The sequence below is a fragment of the Plesiomonas sp. PI-19 genome (assembly GCF_021368255.1).
Lineage (GTDB): Bacteria > Pseudomonadota > Gammaproteobacteria > Enterobacterales > CAMTGL01 > Plesiomonas > Plesiomonas shigelloides.
Window position 1 is genome coordinate 493,217 of the sequence record NZ_JAJNMQ010000001.1, and the last position, 14,356, is coordinate 507,572.

11 protein-coding genes are annotated in these 14,356 nt (G+C 53.7%); 10 read left to right on the forward strand and 1 reads right to left on the reverse strand.

The genetic code is table 11. The features are described 5' to 3' along the window. Nucleotides 1-18: 18 nt before the first annotated feature. From recO to acpS, 3 genes are read left to right on the forward strand one after another with little or no spacing between them, the layout of a single operon-like run. Nucleotides 19-735 (forward strand): DNA repair protein RecO, encoded by a 717-nt coding sequence (recO, locus tag LQ901_RS02215; RefSeq protein ID WP_152108472.1) that lies wholly within the window; start codon nt 19-21, stop codon nt 733-735. Beyond that, nucleotides 728-1,459, forward strand: coding sequence for a pyridoxine 5'-phosphate synthase (gene pdxJ, locus LQ901_RS02220; RefSeq protein WP_106911923.1), 732 nt, complete (start codon nt 728-730; stop codon nt 1,457-1,459). Before recO ends, pdxJ begins: the two co-directional genes overlap by 8 nt. Next, the gene (gene acpS, locus LQ901_RS02225) at nt 1,459-1,839 is read left to right on the forward strand and encodes a holo-ACP synthase (RefSeq protein ID WP_010864370.1); all 381 of its coding nucleotides are present in this window, start codon (nt 1,459-1,461) and stop codon (nt 1,837-1,839) included. Before pdxJ ends, acpS begins: the two co-directional genes overlap by 1 nt. A gap of 175 nt (nt 1,840-2,014) precedes the next feature. On the opposite strand, the gene barA is transcribed toward acpS, so the two are convergent. Next, the gene (gene barA / locus LQ901_RS02230) at nt 2,015-4,852 is read right to left on the reverse strand and encodes a two-component sensor histidine kinase BarA (RefSeq protein WP_233671944.1); all 2,838 of its coding nucleotides are present in this window, start codon (nt 4,850-4,852) and stop codon (nt 2,015-2,017) included. Nucleotides 4,853-4,916: 64 nt separating this feature from the next. Here barA and rlmD point away from each other — a divergent pair, with 64 nt between their 5' ends. From rlmD to ispD, 7 genes are all read left to right on the forward strand, one after another. Beyond that, on the forward strand, nt 4,917-6,287 hold the full coding sequence (rlmD, locus tag LQ901_RS02235; protein WP_233671945.1) for a 23S rRNA (uracil(1939)-C(5))-methyltransferase RlmD: 1,371 nt from the start codon (nt 4,917-4,919) through the stop codon (nt 6,285-6,287). Between the two features lie 116 nt (nt 6,288-6,403). Further along, a complete protein-coding gene (relA, locus tag LQ901_RS02240) occupies nt 6,404-8,635 on the forward strand; it encodes a GTP diphosphokinase (RefSeq protein ID WP_010864367.1) in 2,232 nt (743 codons plus the stop codon). A 186-nt stretch (nt 8,636-8,821) separates the two neighbouring features. Continuing rightward, nucleotides 8,822-9,721: a nucleoside triphosphate pyrophosphohydrolase gene (gene mazG, locus LQ901_RS02245; RefSeq protein WP_152128156.1), complete on the forward strand. Its 900-nt coding sequence runs from the start codon at nt 8,822-8,824 to the stop codon at nt 9,719-9,721. A 164-nt stretch (nt 9,722-9,885) separates the two neighbouring features. Further along, nucleotides 9,886-11,523: a glutamine hydrolyzing CTP synthase gene (pyrG, locus tag LQ901_RS02250; RefSeq protein WP_010864365.1), complete on the forward strand. Its 1,638-nt coding sequence runs from the start codon at nt 9,886-9,888 to the stop codon at nt 11,521-11,523. A gap of 95 nt (nt 11,524-11,618) precedes the next feature. Beyond that, nucleotides 11,619-12,920, forward strand: coding sequence for a phosphopyruvate hydratase (eno, locus tag LQ901_RS02255; protein WP_010864364.1), 1,302 nt, complete (start codon nt 11,619-11,621; stop codon nt 12,918-12,920). 360 nt (nt 12,921-13,280) lie between these two features. Further along, nucleotides 13,281-13,574 (forward strand): cell division protein FtsB, encoded by a 294-nt coding sequence (gene ftsB / locus LQ901_RS02260; protein ID WP_010864363.1) that lies wholly within the window; start codon nt 13,281-13,283, stop codon nt 13,572-13,574. Next, nucleotides 13,571-14,311: a 2-C-methyl-D-erythritol 4-phosphate cytidylyltransferase gene (ispD, locus tag LQ901_RS02265; RefSeq protein ID WP_010864362.1), complete on the forward strand. Its 741-nt coding sequence runs from the start codon at nt 13,571-13,573 to the stop codon at nt 14,309-14,311. The genes ftsB and ispD overlap by 4 nt, the downstream gene beginning before the upstream one ends. Nucleotides 14,312-14,356 lie beyond the last annotated feature (45 nt).

A 14,356-nucleotide genomic window follows, 5' to 3' on the forward strand; every position in this document is an offset into this window, starting at 1 on the left:
TCACTGACGAGGCTTGCGATGGAAGGCTGGCAGCGCGGTTTTGTGTTGCACGGACGTCCTTACAGTGAAACCAGTTTACTGCTGGATATCTTCACTGAAGAAGAGGGGCGGGTGCGGATGCTGGCCAAAGGTGCCAGAAGTCGTCGTTCTCAGTTAAAGGGCTGCTTGCAGCCCTTTACGCCATTGTTATTACGCTGGAGCGGTCGTGGTGAGGTGAAAACCTTACGCAGCGCCGAGCCGGCTGCTTTAGCGCTGCCTTTCAGTGGCATCGCACTGTACAGCGCGTTGTATGTCAATGAGCTGGTTACCCGTGTGCTGGAGCCACAAACTCCGTATAGCGGGGTCTTCACCGATTATCTCACCTGCTTGCGCGAGCTGGCCCAATACCCAAAAAATCCAGAACCGGCATTGCGCCGTTTTGAACTGGCGTTACTGCCAGCACTCGGCTATGGGGTGGATTTTCTGCATTGTGCCGGTAGCGGGCTCGCGGTCGAGCCGAGCATGACTTATCGCTATCGCAGCGAAAAAGGTTTTATCGCCTCCATGATTGTCGATCCTTTGTCATTTACCGGCGATCAGTTGCAAGCGTTGGCGGCACGTCAGTTTGACAGCGCCGAGCAGCTCAAAGCGGCGAAACGCTTTACACGGATGGCGCTAAAACCGTATCTTGGCGGCAAACCATTAAAAAGTCGGGAACTTTTCCGTCATTTTTCCAAGGAGACGAAAAATGTCTAAGCTGTTGCTGGGCGTGAACATCGATCATATCGCCACTATTCGTAATGCCCGCGGAACGATTTATCCAGATCCGGTGAATGCGGCGTTTATTGCCGAGCAAGCCGGTGCCGATGGGATCACGGTACACCTGCGCGAAGATCGTCGTCACATTACCGATCGTGATGTGCGGATTTTGCGCCAGACGCTGCAGACCCGTATGAATCTGGAGATGGCCGTGACCGAGGAGATGCTGGATATCGCCTGTGAGGTTCGTCCGCATTACTGCTGCTTGGTGCCGGAAAAGCGCGAAGAAGTGACCACCGAAGGCGGTCTGGATGTGGCTGGTCAGTTGGAAAAAATGACCGCTGCCGTGGCACGTTTGCACGCTGCGGATATTAAAGTTTCTCTGTTCATCGACCCTGACATGCAGCAAATTGATGCTGCCGTGGCGGTGGGTGCGCCGTTTATCGAGCTGCATACCGGCGCGTACGCTGATGCCGAAACTGAAGAGGCGCAAGCGATGGAGCTGGCCAAGATTGCTGCCGCCGCTGAATATGCCGCTGGTCGTGGCCTGATGGTGAACGCCGGACATGGCCTGACCTATCACAACGTAGCGGCCATTGCGGCGCTGCCAGAAATGCATGAGCTGAATATCGGGCATGCCATTATTGGTCGCGCGGTAATTGATGGCCTGAAAAATGCCGTGGCCGACATGAAGCAAATCATGCAAAACGCCCGTGCATAATGGCGATTTTCGGCCTAGGGACTGACATCGTTGAAATCGAGCGGATTGCTAAGGTGCATGAGCGCTCTGGCGATCGGCTGGCGCAGCGCATTTTAACGGCTAATGAGTTGGCGCAATATCAGGCCAGTGCGCAGCCGGTGCGTTTTTTGGCTAAGCGTTTTGCGGTCAAAGAAGCGGCGGCGAAGGCGCTAGGAACCGGTATTCGCAGCGGGTTGGCGTTTAATCAGTTTGAAGTGTGCAATGATGCGCTCGGTAAACCCTGTTTGCATTTGCACGGTGTGGCGGCTGAAATGGCCGCGCGCTATGGCATTACCCATCTGCATGTCACTATTGCCGATGAGCGGCACTATGCGGTCGCAACGGTGCTGTTAGAGTGCTGACCGGCGTGTGATGTCAGTACTGGGTATCACTGATGATATAAACTGGCTCATCACAACGGCGAGCCACAAAAAAGCCCACAAGCGAAAGCGGTGGGCTTTTTAATATCGGCGGATGCGTCGACTAAACGCGAATGCCTCATCCTACGAGCGATATACGCTGATGCTTGCGCTGGCGTCAGGATAAAACTTCAGCCGCCTCATGACGCACATTGGCAATTTCATCGAGTAACTCCAGCCATTCCGGCTCTAGCTCTGCGGGAGCCACGCCGTGGCGCAGCTGTTGTTCTAACTCGCGACACAGCTTTTTCAAACGAGGAACGCCACTGTAGCTGCAACTGCCGTGCAGGGTGTGGATGCTTGCGGTGATATCGGTTACCGGCTGGTCATTGAGCACCGCATTCACTTGCTGTTCGATCTCAGTGAGAAAATCGAGCAGCATTTGCAGCAGCTCACGGGCCAAATCATCTTTGCCGCCAGCTTGCTGTAGCGCCAGTGGCCAGCTTAGTGAGACATCTTCCGTGCCGCTTGGCACTACAGGCGTGACTGCTACCGCAGGGGCGACAAGCGATGCCGGTGTCACAGTGCTAGGCTCCTGCAGCGCGAGTGGCGTGCTCAGGTTTGGTTCGGTCAGTGGCTGTGAGCTGGTGAGCGTGGCCTGACGCAACCCTTGGCCGGTATGCAGCGCCATGATGCGTTGCAGCATACTTTCATCTATCGGCTTAGTCAGGTAGTCATCCATGCCCGCGGCGAGCAGGCGTTCACGCTCACCGCTCATGGCATGGGCGGTGACCGCCACAATCGGCGTATCGGCATTGTTTGGCAGCTGGCGGATCAACTCGCTAGTGCGAATGCCATCCATCTCCGGCATCTGAATATCCATCAGAATAATGTCGAAGGCATGTTGACCGGCTTGTTGCAGCGCTTCTTGGCCACTGCTGCACAATATTGTTTGCTCGACCATCTCGCCGAGCAAGGTGCCGATCAGCTTGAGGTTAGCCGGATTATCATCGACTGCCATCACGCGCAGCGGCAGTTTCGGCGTCAGCACCTGGTCAGGCAGGGCGACCAAACAGCCATCTTGCAGCGTATGGAACAGACGGGTGCGCGCCAGCGGTTTGGTTAGGCAAGCTTCCGCTCCGGCTTGAACCAGCTCATCGGCAATGTTCAGATCTTTGCTCGGCAAGCCGATGACAACGCGTCCAGCATAGCGCCGCGCGACGCGAATTTGTTGCACCATGCTGGCGGTGTCGTGGGTCAGCGTGGCGGCAAAGCACAATAGCACGATCTCCACTTTCTCTGGCGGAGCACTGGCTAACGAATCGGCATGCTCAATATGCACCGGTTGGTGCTCGAACATGCTCATCACCGCTTGGGCCGCATTCTCGTTTGGCTCAATCAGCAAAATGTGCTGACCTTGCAATGATTGCAGTTTCGGCGCGTCATGGTGGGCGCTTTCGGTCAGCGCCAGCGGCACGGTAAACCAGAAGCTCGAGCCTTTGTGCAGGCGGCTTTGGAAGCCAATTTCACCGCCCATCTCTTTGACCAGTTTTTGTGTGATCACCAAACCTAAACCGGTCCCGCCATAGCGGCGTGAGATGCTGGCATCGGCTTGGCGGAAGGCTTGGAACAGCTGCGCTTGCTGGCGCTCGGAGATCCCGATACCGGTATCTTTCACCTGCAATAAGAGCTCGACGCTTCCCGGCGTGCGGCTGCGTTGCTCGATTTGCACATCAATATTGCCGTGCTCGGTAAACTTGATGGCGTTACCAATCAGGTTGGTCAGAATTTGCTGGATGCGCAGCGGGTCACCGACCACGTATTCCGGCACTTCTTGGCTTAAGGTTAGGGTGAGCTCAATGCCTTTTTCATGGGCATTCGGGGCCAGTAGCAGCATCACTTCATCGATGGTGTCGCGCACTCCAAACGGAATTTGCTCCAGCACCAGCTTACCGGCTTCCAGTTTGGAGAAATCGAGGATGTCATTGATGATAGTCAGCAGGTTATTCGCCGAACGCTCGATGGTTTGCAGGTAGTCCGTCTGACTTGGACTGAGCCGCGTTTTGAGCATCTGGCGGGTAAAGCCAATCACGCCATTGAGTGGGGTGCGCAGTTCGTGCGACATGTTGGCCAAGAATTCAGACTTAATCCGCGCCGCTTCCTGCGCCCGTTTTTTGGCCAGATCCAGCTCTACGTTCTGGATCTCCATCTGCTCCAAAGTTTCGCGCAAATCCGAAGTGGCCTGATCGATACTCTGCTGCATCTCCTCGTGATAGGCTGTCAAGGAGACGGCCATCGAGTTAATCCCATTTTTCAGCATATCCAACTCGCCCAGCATCTTGCCTTCCACGCGGCTATCGAGCTGGCCACGGCGAATTTGATCCACCGTATGCACCATGTGGGTAATTGGCACGGTGACCACGCGCATCAGGCGATAGGCGAACACGCCGGCGATAATCAAGCAGAACACCAACATGCCCAAGGCCGCACCAATTTCTTGGTATTGCTGTAGCTCCATCGGCCGGACATCAAGCTCGACTGCGATGTAACCAAGTGGTCGGGTTTTGTCCGGATCGCTGGTCGCGGCATCAGATAGCGTTGCATCGGCGAAAATCGGCGTGCGGATAATCAGCATCTGATCTTGGCGACTTAACATCACTTGTAGCGGAATATGGCTGGCATCCTCCAACTGCAAAACCGAGAAGTTGCGATGGAAGTTCGAGGTGACGAACAGGCGGTTATCCGCATCGAACACCGCAATCGAGCGGACAATATTCGAGTGACGACGATGCAACAGATTGATCAGTTGTTTGACTGATTCTCGGTTGCGAAAGGTCATCGCATATTCCGTGGACACGGATAAAGGTTCGATGATGGCGGTGCCTTCATCAATCAGTTGCTGTTCAAGATCGCGGTAGCGGTTCACCACAAAGAAGGCACTGAGCAGCAACCCGATGATCAGGGTTGGCGCCAGTGTCATTGTAATTACCCGAGCACGCAGGCCGTAATTGGTCATCGGTCGCTATCTGTGGGAAAATACTATTTAACCGCATAATTTACCTGATTCCGGCTAGACATTCATGGCGCAATTTTATACTCCGGCAAAAAAACGTCCTTCTGCGACCCAAAGCGCAGAAACCGAGATCCTCTCACTGGATTATCAGGGGCAGGGAGTGGCCCGTTGGCAGGGGAAGACCCTGTTTGTCAGTGGTGCACTGCCGGGGGAGCGCGTGATCGCCCGGATTTATGAAGATAAACGGCAGTACGCCAAGGCGCATTGCCAGAAAATCTTGCAACCGAGCGCCCAGCGCCAGACTCCGCCGTGTCCGCATTACCGCCAGTGTGGCGGCTGCCAAATGCAGCATGTCGATTATGCGTTGCAGGTGGCCAGTAAGCAGCAAGCGCTGCAGCGCATGATGAGCCGTGAAACAGGGCTTGCCGAGCTGCGCGTCAATGGCGGTGTGATTGAAGGGCCACAGTATGGCTATCGTCGCCGCGCCCGTTTAAGTGTACGGGTGGATAAAAAAACGCGTCAGTTGCAGCTGGGTTTTCGGCAGGCCGGCTCAGATAACATCGTCGATATTCATACCTGTCCGGTGTTGCAGCCTGAGCTTTCGGCACTGTTGCCTGCGCTACGTGAATGCTTAAGCAACTTGCAGGCGGTACGTGCGATTGGCCATATCGAATTGGTGGCCGCGGATAACGGCATCTTACTGGTGGTGCGCCATACGCAAGCGCTGCCGGAGAGTGACAAACAAGCGCTGCTGGCCTTGGCGCAAGTTCGCCAACTGAACTTGTTCTCGGCGCCAGACAGTGAACAGCTCACTTGCTGGTACGGGCAATGGCCGCTGTACCGTATTGATGGCCTGAATTTGCATTTTTCGCCGCGTGATTTCATTCAGGTTAATCCGAATGTGAATCAGCAAATGGTGGCACAAGCCCTGGCGTGGTTAGAATTGGACGCGCAAGACCGCCTGCTGGATCTGTTTTGCGGCATGGGTAACTTCACCCTGCCAGCGGCAAAACTGGCAGCAGACGTGGTCGGCGTGGAAGGGGTTGAGGCGATGGTTGAGCAATCGCGCCGTAACGCCGCCGACAACGCGCTGGCTAACGTACGGTTTTATGCCTGCAATTTGGATGAGCCGTTGACCCAGCAATCGTGGGCGCAAGAAGGCTTCAATAAGGTGTTGCTGGATCCGGCGCGCGCCGGCGCGTTGGCGGTGATGCCACATATAGTGAACTTACAACCGGAGCGGATTGTCTATGTGTCCTGTAACCCGGCGACACTGGCGCGCGACAGTAATGTATTGATTGAAGCTGGTTATCAGCTGGTACAACTGGGAATGCTGGATATGTTCCCGCATACGGCACATCTGGAGTCGATGGCGCTGTTTGTGCGAACGGGAAAAAAACGCCCTCCTGCATCCGTTAAGAATACTTTTGCGCAATAATCAGTAGTCGAGGCCGGTTTTTTTCTGTTAAAAACAGTATGCAAAGCACGGACGGCTTCGCGAAGAGGGGCCGTCCGGTAAATATAACGATGAAAGCCAAGCGATAGGGATGAATTATGGTTGCAGTTCGTGGTGCGCACCTAAATAAAGACGGGGTGTTTGCGCTCGAAAAATGGATTAACAGCCTTGGGTTAAGCCCAGAGGCCGGAACCCGTGTATCCGAAACTTGGCGTTATTGTGAGGCTCAGATTGCCGATCCTGAGCATGCTGGCGTGTTGTTATCCCGCGGTCTGGAGATGGTGGAGATTTTGGCCACCCTCAGCATGGATATCGACAGCCTGCGTGCCGCCTTGATTTTCCCGTTAGTCTCCGATGGGGTACTGACGCCGGAGCGCGTCGAGGAAGAGTGCGGTAAATCGATCATGAACCTGATCAGCGGTGTGATGGAAATGGATGCTATCCGCCAGCTGAATGCAACACAAAACGGCTCTACTTCGTCCGAGCAGGTGGACAACGTCCGCCGTATGCTGCTGGCGATGGTAGAGGATTTCCGCTGCGTGGTGATTAAGCTCGCCGAGCGCATCGCGCACCTGCGGGAAGTCAAAGACGCCGATGAAGAACAGCGGGTGTTGGTGGCTAAAGAGTGTACCAACATTTACGCGCCACTGGCCAACCGCTTAGGGATTGGTCAGCTCAAGTGGGAGCTGGAAGATTATTGCTTCCGCTATTTGCATCCTGCCGAATACAAGCGTATTGCGAAATTGCTGCACGAGCGTCGTATCGATCGTGAACAGTACATCGATACCTTTGTTGATACGCTGCGCCGCTATATCAAAGAGTCTGGCGTACAGGCCGAAGTGTATGGCCGCCCGAAACACATCTACAGCATCTGGCGCAAGATGCAGAAAAAGATGCTGGAATTTGATGAGCTGTTTGATGTGCGGGCGATTCGGATCATCACCGAACGTTTGCAAGACTGCTACGCAGCGCTCGGGGTGGTGCATACCCACTTTAAACATCTGCCGAGTGAATTTGACGATTACGTGGCCAACCCGAAGCCAAACGGTTATCAGTCAATTCATACCGTGGTGTTAGGGCCGCAAGGCAAAACCATCGAGATTCAGATCCGTACCCGTCAGATGCACGAAGATGCGGAGCTCGGGGTGGCGGCGCACTGGAAATATAAAGAAGGCGGCGGCAACGTGCGCTCCGGCTACGAAGAGCGTATTGCTTGGTTGCGTAAGTTGCTGGCTTGGCAAGAAGAGATCTCCGATTCGGGCGAAATGCTTGATGAGCTGCGCAGCCAAGTGTTCGATGACCGGGTGTATGTGTTTACGCCAAAAGGCGATGTGGTGGACTTACCGGCCGGCTCGACGCCGCTTGATTTTGCCTACCACATTCACAGCGATGTCGGGCACCGTTGTATCGGGGCCAAGATAGGTGGCCGGATTGTTCCTTTCACCTACAAGCTGCAGATGGGCGATCAGATTGAAATCATCACCCAGAAAAATCCGAACCCGAGCCGTGACTGGCTGAACCCGAACCTCGGCTTTGTGAACAGCAGCCGTGGCCGGGCGAAAATTCATGCCTACTTTAAAAAGCTCGATCGCGATAAAAACATCGCTGCCGGTAAAGAGATGCTGGAAGGTGAATTGTCGCGCATGGGCTTGGGCGTGAAAGATGTCGAAAAGCTGGTGCTGGAGCGCTTTAACGTCAAGACCATGGAAGAGGTGCTGGCCGGGATTGGTGGTGGCGATCTGCGTCTGAACCAGTTGGTCAACTTCCTGCAAAATCGGCTGATGAAGCCCGATGCCGAAACGGCCGATAAAGAAGCGCTGCGCACCATTGCCGCCAAGGCGCAACATGCGGCAGCCAACAAAGCCACCGAGCACAAGCCGGGGCGGATTGTGGTTGAGGGGGTGGGTAACCTGATGCACTACATCGCCCGCTGCTGCCAGCCCATTCCAGGCGATGAGATTGTCGGTTTCATCACCCAAGGGCGCGGTATCTCTATCCACCGCGCGGATTGTGAACAGCTGCATGAGCTGCTCAATCACGCGCCGGAGCGGGTTGTGGAAGCGGTGTGGGGCGAGTGCTACTCCTCCGGCTATACCTTAAGTTTGCGGGTGCTGGCCAATGATCGTAGTGGGTTACTGCGCGATATAACCACCATCTTGGCCAACGAAAAGGTCAATGTGTTGGGCGTGGCCAGCCGTAGCGATACTAAAAAGCAGCTGGCGACCATCGATATGGAAGTGGAGCTGTATAACCTGCAGGCGCTGGGCCGGATTTTGACTCGTATCGGGCAGCTGTCGGATGTGATTGAAGCCCGTCGCTTGCGTGGCTGAGTCTGCTTAGGTGCTCCGGTGTTGGTCAGCACGCCAATTCAATGCGCGGCATGACGCAACATGACACTCATGACTACGGGCGCTGTTTAGCGCCCGTTTTTTATCTATCGGTTTATCCATCAATTTCGTTTTTTAACCAGTGAGCTTTTTCACTACAGCGCTTTTTAACTACAGGTAGAACATCGCATGTCTTCTTCGGACTCCTTATCCCGTTTACTTTCCATCATGCAGCGTCTGCGCGATCCGCAAGCCGGTTGTCCGTGGGACAAGCAGCAGACCTTCGCCAGCATCGCGCCTTATACCCTGGAAGAGACCTACGAAGTGATCGACGCTATCGCGCGCGAAGATTACACCGAGCTGAAAAGCGAGCTAGGCGATTTGCTGTATCAAGTGGTGTTTTATGCCCAGATGGCCAGCGAGCAAGGTTTGTTTGATTTTCACGATATCTGCGCTGCCATCAGTGACAAATTAGAGCGGCGTCATCCGCACGTGTTTGCGGGCCAAGATCACCAAGATCACCAAGATCAGGATAACCAAGATCAAGCTAACCAAGCTCAAGATAATCGTGATAGTGAAGCGGTGGTGCCGGCAGATGCGCTCACCACTGAGGCAATTGCGCCGGAGACGGTCAGCGAGCGTTGGGAGACTATCAAGCAGCAAGAGCGTGCGGCCAAAGCGCAAACCTCAGTGTTGGATGACATTCCGAAAGCGCAACCGGCTTTGATGCGCGCCTATAAAATGCAGAAACGTTGTGCAACAGTGGGCTTTGATTGGGATACTTTGGGCCCAGTTGTCGAAAAAGTGCACGAAGAGATCGATGAAGTGCTAGCTGAAGCGTGTCAGGTGACAAAAAATGAGGTAAAATTAGCGGAAGAAATCGGAGATCTGCTTTTCGCTACCGTAAACCTCAGTCGTCACCTTGGGCATCGTCCTGAGTTGGCACTGCAACAGGCGTGTGACAAATTTGAACGGCGGTTCCGTCAAATTGAACAGGCTGTTGCGGCGAGAGGGGCGTTGATGAGTGAAACGTCGCTGGAAGAGATGGAAGCATTGTGGCAAGAGATCAAGCGCCGCGAGCCCTCTTAAGCGAGCAGTAGATACTGGCAGTGCGTTGCCGAGAGAAGTAAAGAACAACATGGCGTCGGGATAACCGGCTCGCTTCCCGTTTGTGGTCGGGGGGGAGCTCTGGTATACTATTATCCCGTCTTTGTTCTTCCTTTTCTCCCATAAACCTAACTCTCAGGTTCAGCATGACAACAAATTATATTTTTGTGACCGGTGGGGTTGTATCCTCGCTAGGTAAAGGCATTGCAGCAGCATCACTGGCCGCGATTCTCGAAGCGCGTGGCCTCAATGTCACCATCATGAAACTGGACCCTTACATCAACGTGGATCCGGGCACCATGAGCCCAATCCAGCACGGTGAAGTATTCGTAACGGAAGACGGTGCGGAAACAGACCTTGATTTGGGCCACTATGAGCGTTTTATTCGCACTAAGATGACCCGCCGCAACAACTTCACTACCGGTCGCGTATACGCCGACGTGCTGCGCAAAGAGCGCCGTGGTGATTACTTAGGGGCGACCATTCAGGTTATTCCGCATATTACTAATGCGATCAAAGAGCGTGTTATCGCCGGTGCCGAAGGCCACGACGTCGTTATCGTTGAAATCGGCGGTACCGTGGGCGATATCGAATCCCTGCCATTCTTGGAAGCTATCCGTCAGCTGGCGGTTGAAGTAGGCCGTGAGCACACGCTGTTCATGCACCTGACTTTAGTGCCATACATGGCCGCTGCCGGTGAAGTGAAAACCAAACCGACCCAGCACTCTGTAAAAGAGCTGCTGTCTATCGGTATTCAGCCAGATATCCTGATTTGCCGTTCTGACCGTGTTATTCCGGCCAACGAACGTGCGAAGATCGCTTTGTTCTGTAATGTGCCAGAAAAGGCGGTTATCTCACTGAAAGATGTGGATTCCATCTATAAAATCCCTGCTCTGCTGAAATCACAGGGCCTGGATCAGTACATTTGTAAGCGTTTCGGTGTGAACTGTCCGGAAGCTGACTTGTCTGAATGGGAACAGGTGATTTACGAAGAAGCCAATCCGACCGGTGAAGTGACCATCGGTATGGTCGGTAAGTACATTGAGCTGCCGGATGCGTATAAGTCCGTGAACGAAGCGCTCAAGCACGGCGGCCTGAAAAACCGTCTGACTGTTCACATCCGCTATATCGATTCGCAGGATGTGGAAAGCAAAGGTACTGACCTGCTGAAAGGCCTGGATGCAATCCTGGTTCCGGGTGGCTTCGGCAACCGTGGCGTAGAAGGCAAGATTATGGCGGCCCGCTACGCACGTGAAAACAATATTCCGTATCTGGGGATCTGTCTGGGCATGCAAGTTGCGATGATCGAATACGCGCGCAACGTAGCCGGTATGACAGGTGCCAACTCCACCGAGTTTGATGCCAACAGCAAATTCCCTGTTGTTGCGCTGATCACTGAGTGGAAAGATGAAGAAGGCAACGTTGAAGTTCGTACTGAAGCGTCTGATCTGGGCGGTACCATGCGTCTGGGTGCACAGCTGTGCCACCTGGAAGAAGGCAGCACCGCTCGTAAACTGTATGGTCAGCCGACAATTCATGAACGTCACCGTCACCGCTACGAGGTCAACAACTATCTGCTGCCGCAGATTGAGAAAGCCGGTATGCGTGTAACAGGTCGTTCAGCGGACAAACAACTGGTTGAGATTGTTGAAGTGCCTAACCATCCATGGTTTGTGGCTTGCCAATTCCACCCAGAGTTTACTTCAACGCCGCGTGATGGCCACCCACTGTTCGAAGGCTTTGTGAAAGCCGCAGGGGATTATCAGGCGCGCCAGATTAAGTAACGAAAATCATGGAGTGTGCGGTATCCGCTGTTGATGCGGCACACTTTGGTGTTTCAGCTTAAAGTTCAGGCTCACTTTTAATAGGAAGAAAAGTTATGTCCAAGATCGTTAAAGTACTGGCTCGTGAAATCATCGACTCCCGTGGTAACCCTACCGTTGAAGCCGAAGTACACCTGGAAGGCGGCTTTGTAGGTATGGCTGCTGCGCCGTCTGGTGCATCTACCGGTTCCCGTGAAGCACTGGAACTGCGTGACGGTGACAAGTCACGTTTCATGGGCAAAGGCGTTCTGAAAGCTGTTGGTGCTGTTAATGGTCCAATCGCTGAAGCTCTGCTGGGCAAAGATGCTAAGCAGCAAGCTGAAATCGATCAGATCATGATCGATCTGGACGGTACTGAGAACAAGTCTAACTTTGGTGCGAACGCTATTCTGGCGGTATCTCTGGCGAACGCCAAAGCAGCGGCTGCTGCTAAAGGTATGCCACTGTTCGCGCACATCGCTGAACTGAACGGCACTCCAGGCGTGTACTCTATGCCTCTGCCAATGATGAACATCATCAACGGTGGTGAGCACGCTGATAACAACGTTGATATCCAAGAGTTCATGATCCAGCCAGTTGGCGCGAAGACTCTGAAAGAAGCCGTACGTATGGGTTCTGAAGTGTTCCACAACCTGGCTAAAGTACTGAAGTCTAAAGGCTACAACACTGCAGTAGGTGATGAAGGTGGTTTCGCGCCAAACCTGAAGTCAAACGCTGAAGCACTGGAAGTGATCGCAGAAGCTGTTGCTGCTGCTGGTTATGTTCTGGGTAAAGACGTTACTCTGGCGATGGACTGCGCAGCTTCTGAGTTCTACGACGCAGAGAAGAAAGAGTACAACCTGAAAGGCGAAGGCAAAGTGTTCAGCGCGAACGCTTTCTCTGACTACCTGGCTGAGCTGACCACCAAGTTCCCAATCGTTTCTATCGAAGACGGTCTGGACGAGTCTGACTGGGAAGGTTTTGCTTATCAGACCAAGATCCTGGGCGACAAGATCCAACTGGTTGGTGACGACCTGTTCGTAACTAACACCAAGATCCTGAAGCGTGGTATCGACAACGGTATCGCTAACTCCATCCTGATCAAGTTCAACCAGATCGGTTCTCTGACCGAAACTCTGGCTGCTATCAAGATGGCGAAAGACGCTGGCTACACTGCAGTTATCTCTCACCGCTCTGGTGAAACTGAAGATGCGACCATCGCTGACCTGGCTGTAGGTACTGCGGCTGGCCAAATCAAGACCGGTTCTATGAGCCGTTCTGACCGTGTTGCTAAGTACAACCAGCTGATCCGTATCGAAGAAGCGCTGGGCGAAAAAGCACCATACAACGGTCTGAAAGAAGTGAAAGGCCAGGCGTAATTGCCGCTTTAGCTTGAAACCCCTTTACGGCATTGTTTGGTGCCGTAAAGTCTGATGCAGAAAAGCCGCCCATTGGGCGGCTTTTTTTTGCCCGTTTGCCGGCATAAAGGTCAGTGTTACCACGCGGCTATTAACAAGCAGTATTAAATCGTAGGATTAAAAAATAGCCGTTATGGATGCCGTGTCACCTCACCAAGTTAAGCATCAGTGGGCATAAAATGAGCGCCGTAAAACGCTGACAACGTAAACCGGCAGCGTCGTGATTATTTTACAGTTTTCCCCTCAAGAGCCAGACTGTTATGGCAGTGGTAGAAAACCAGCAGATATGGGATGATAGCCGGGTTTTTCTGGGGGGATAAGATGAGTAAACTGAGCATACTTTTACTCGTGATATTGGGCTGGTTACAGTACAGCCTGTGGCTGGGTAAAAATGGTATCCATACTTATACCCGTATCCAGCAAGAAGTCGCGACACAAGAAGCAAGCAACGCCAAATTAAAAAGCCGCAACGAACAGTTGTTTGCTGAAATCGATGATCTTTCCAGTGGTCTGGAAGCGATTGAAGAGCGTGCCCGTGATGAACTTGGTATGGTGAAACCGGGAGAAACCTTCTACCGCCTGTTGCCGGCGGATAAACCGACAAATACACAATGATGACCCATCCCGAGAGTGAGGCGCAGGCCTCTTTTGTTGCTGTCATTCCCGCAGCCGGCATTGGCTCGCGTATGCAAGCCGCCGTACCAAAGCAGTATCTGATGTTGCACGGCAAAACCTTGCTGGAGCACACCGTGGCTGTGCTGCTACAAAACCCGCGCATCCGTAATGTGGTACTGGCGCTGCATCCGCAAGACCGCTGGTTTGCCGATTTGCCACTGGCCAAGGAGCCGCGCGTTAGCGTGGTGACCGGAGGCGAGAATCGCGCCGATTCTGTGTTGGCTGCCTTACAAGCGCTGAGCTTGCCTGCCGAACAATGGGTGTTGGTGCATGATGCCGCGCGCCCTTGTCTGACCCAGACCGATTTAAACCGACTGTTGGATTTGACCTTGCAGCCAGATACCATTGGCGGCTTATTGGCAGCTCCGGTGCGCGACACCATGAAGCGCAGTAATGCCGATGGCTTGATTGAACAGACTGTCGAACGTCGTCAGTTATGGCACGCCTTAACGCCGCAAATGTTCCCACTGGGACTGCTGCGCGCGAGCCTGCAACAGGCATTGCAAGACGGGGCGGAGATCACCGATGAGGCGTCTGCGCTGGAGTATTGCGGCTATCACCCTCAATTGGTCACTGGACGGGCCGATAATCTTAAGGTTACTCAGCCAGAAGATCTGGCGTTGGCCGACTTTTTCCTGTCCCAGCGGTTATCAGGGGCAGATGCCCAGCCGAGCTGATCCCATCTTTTTTGTCTAACCGTTTTTTGTATGACGGTTTTCTGT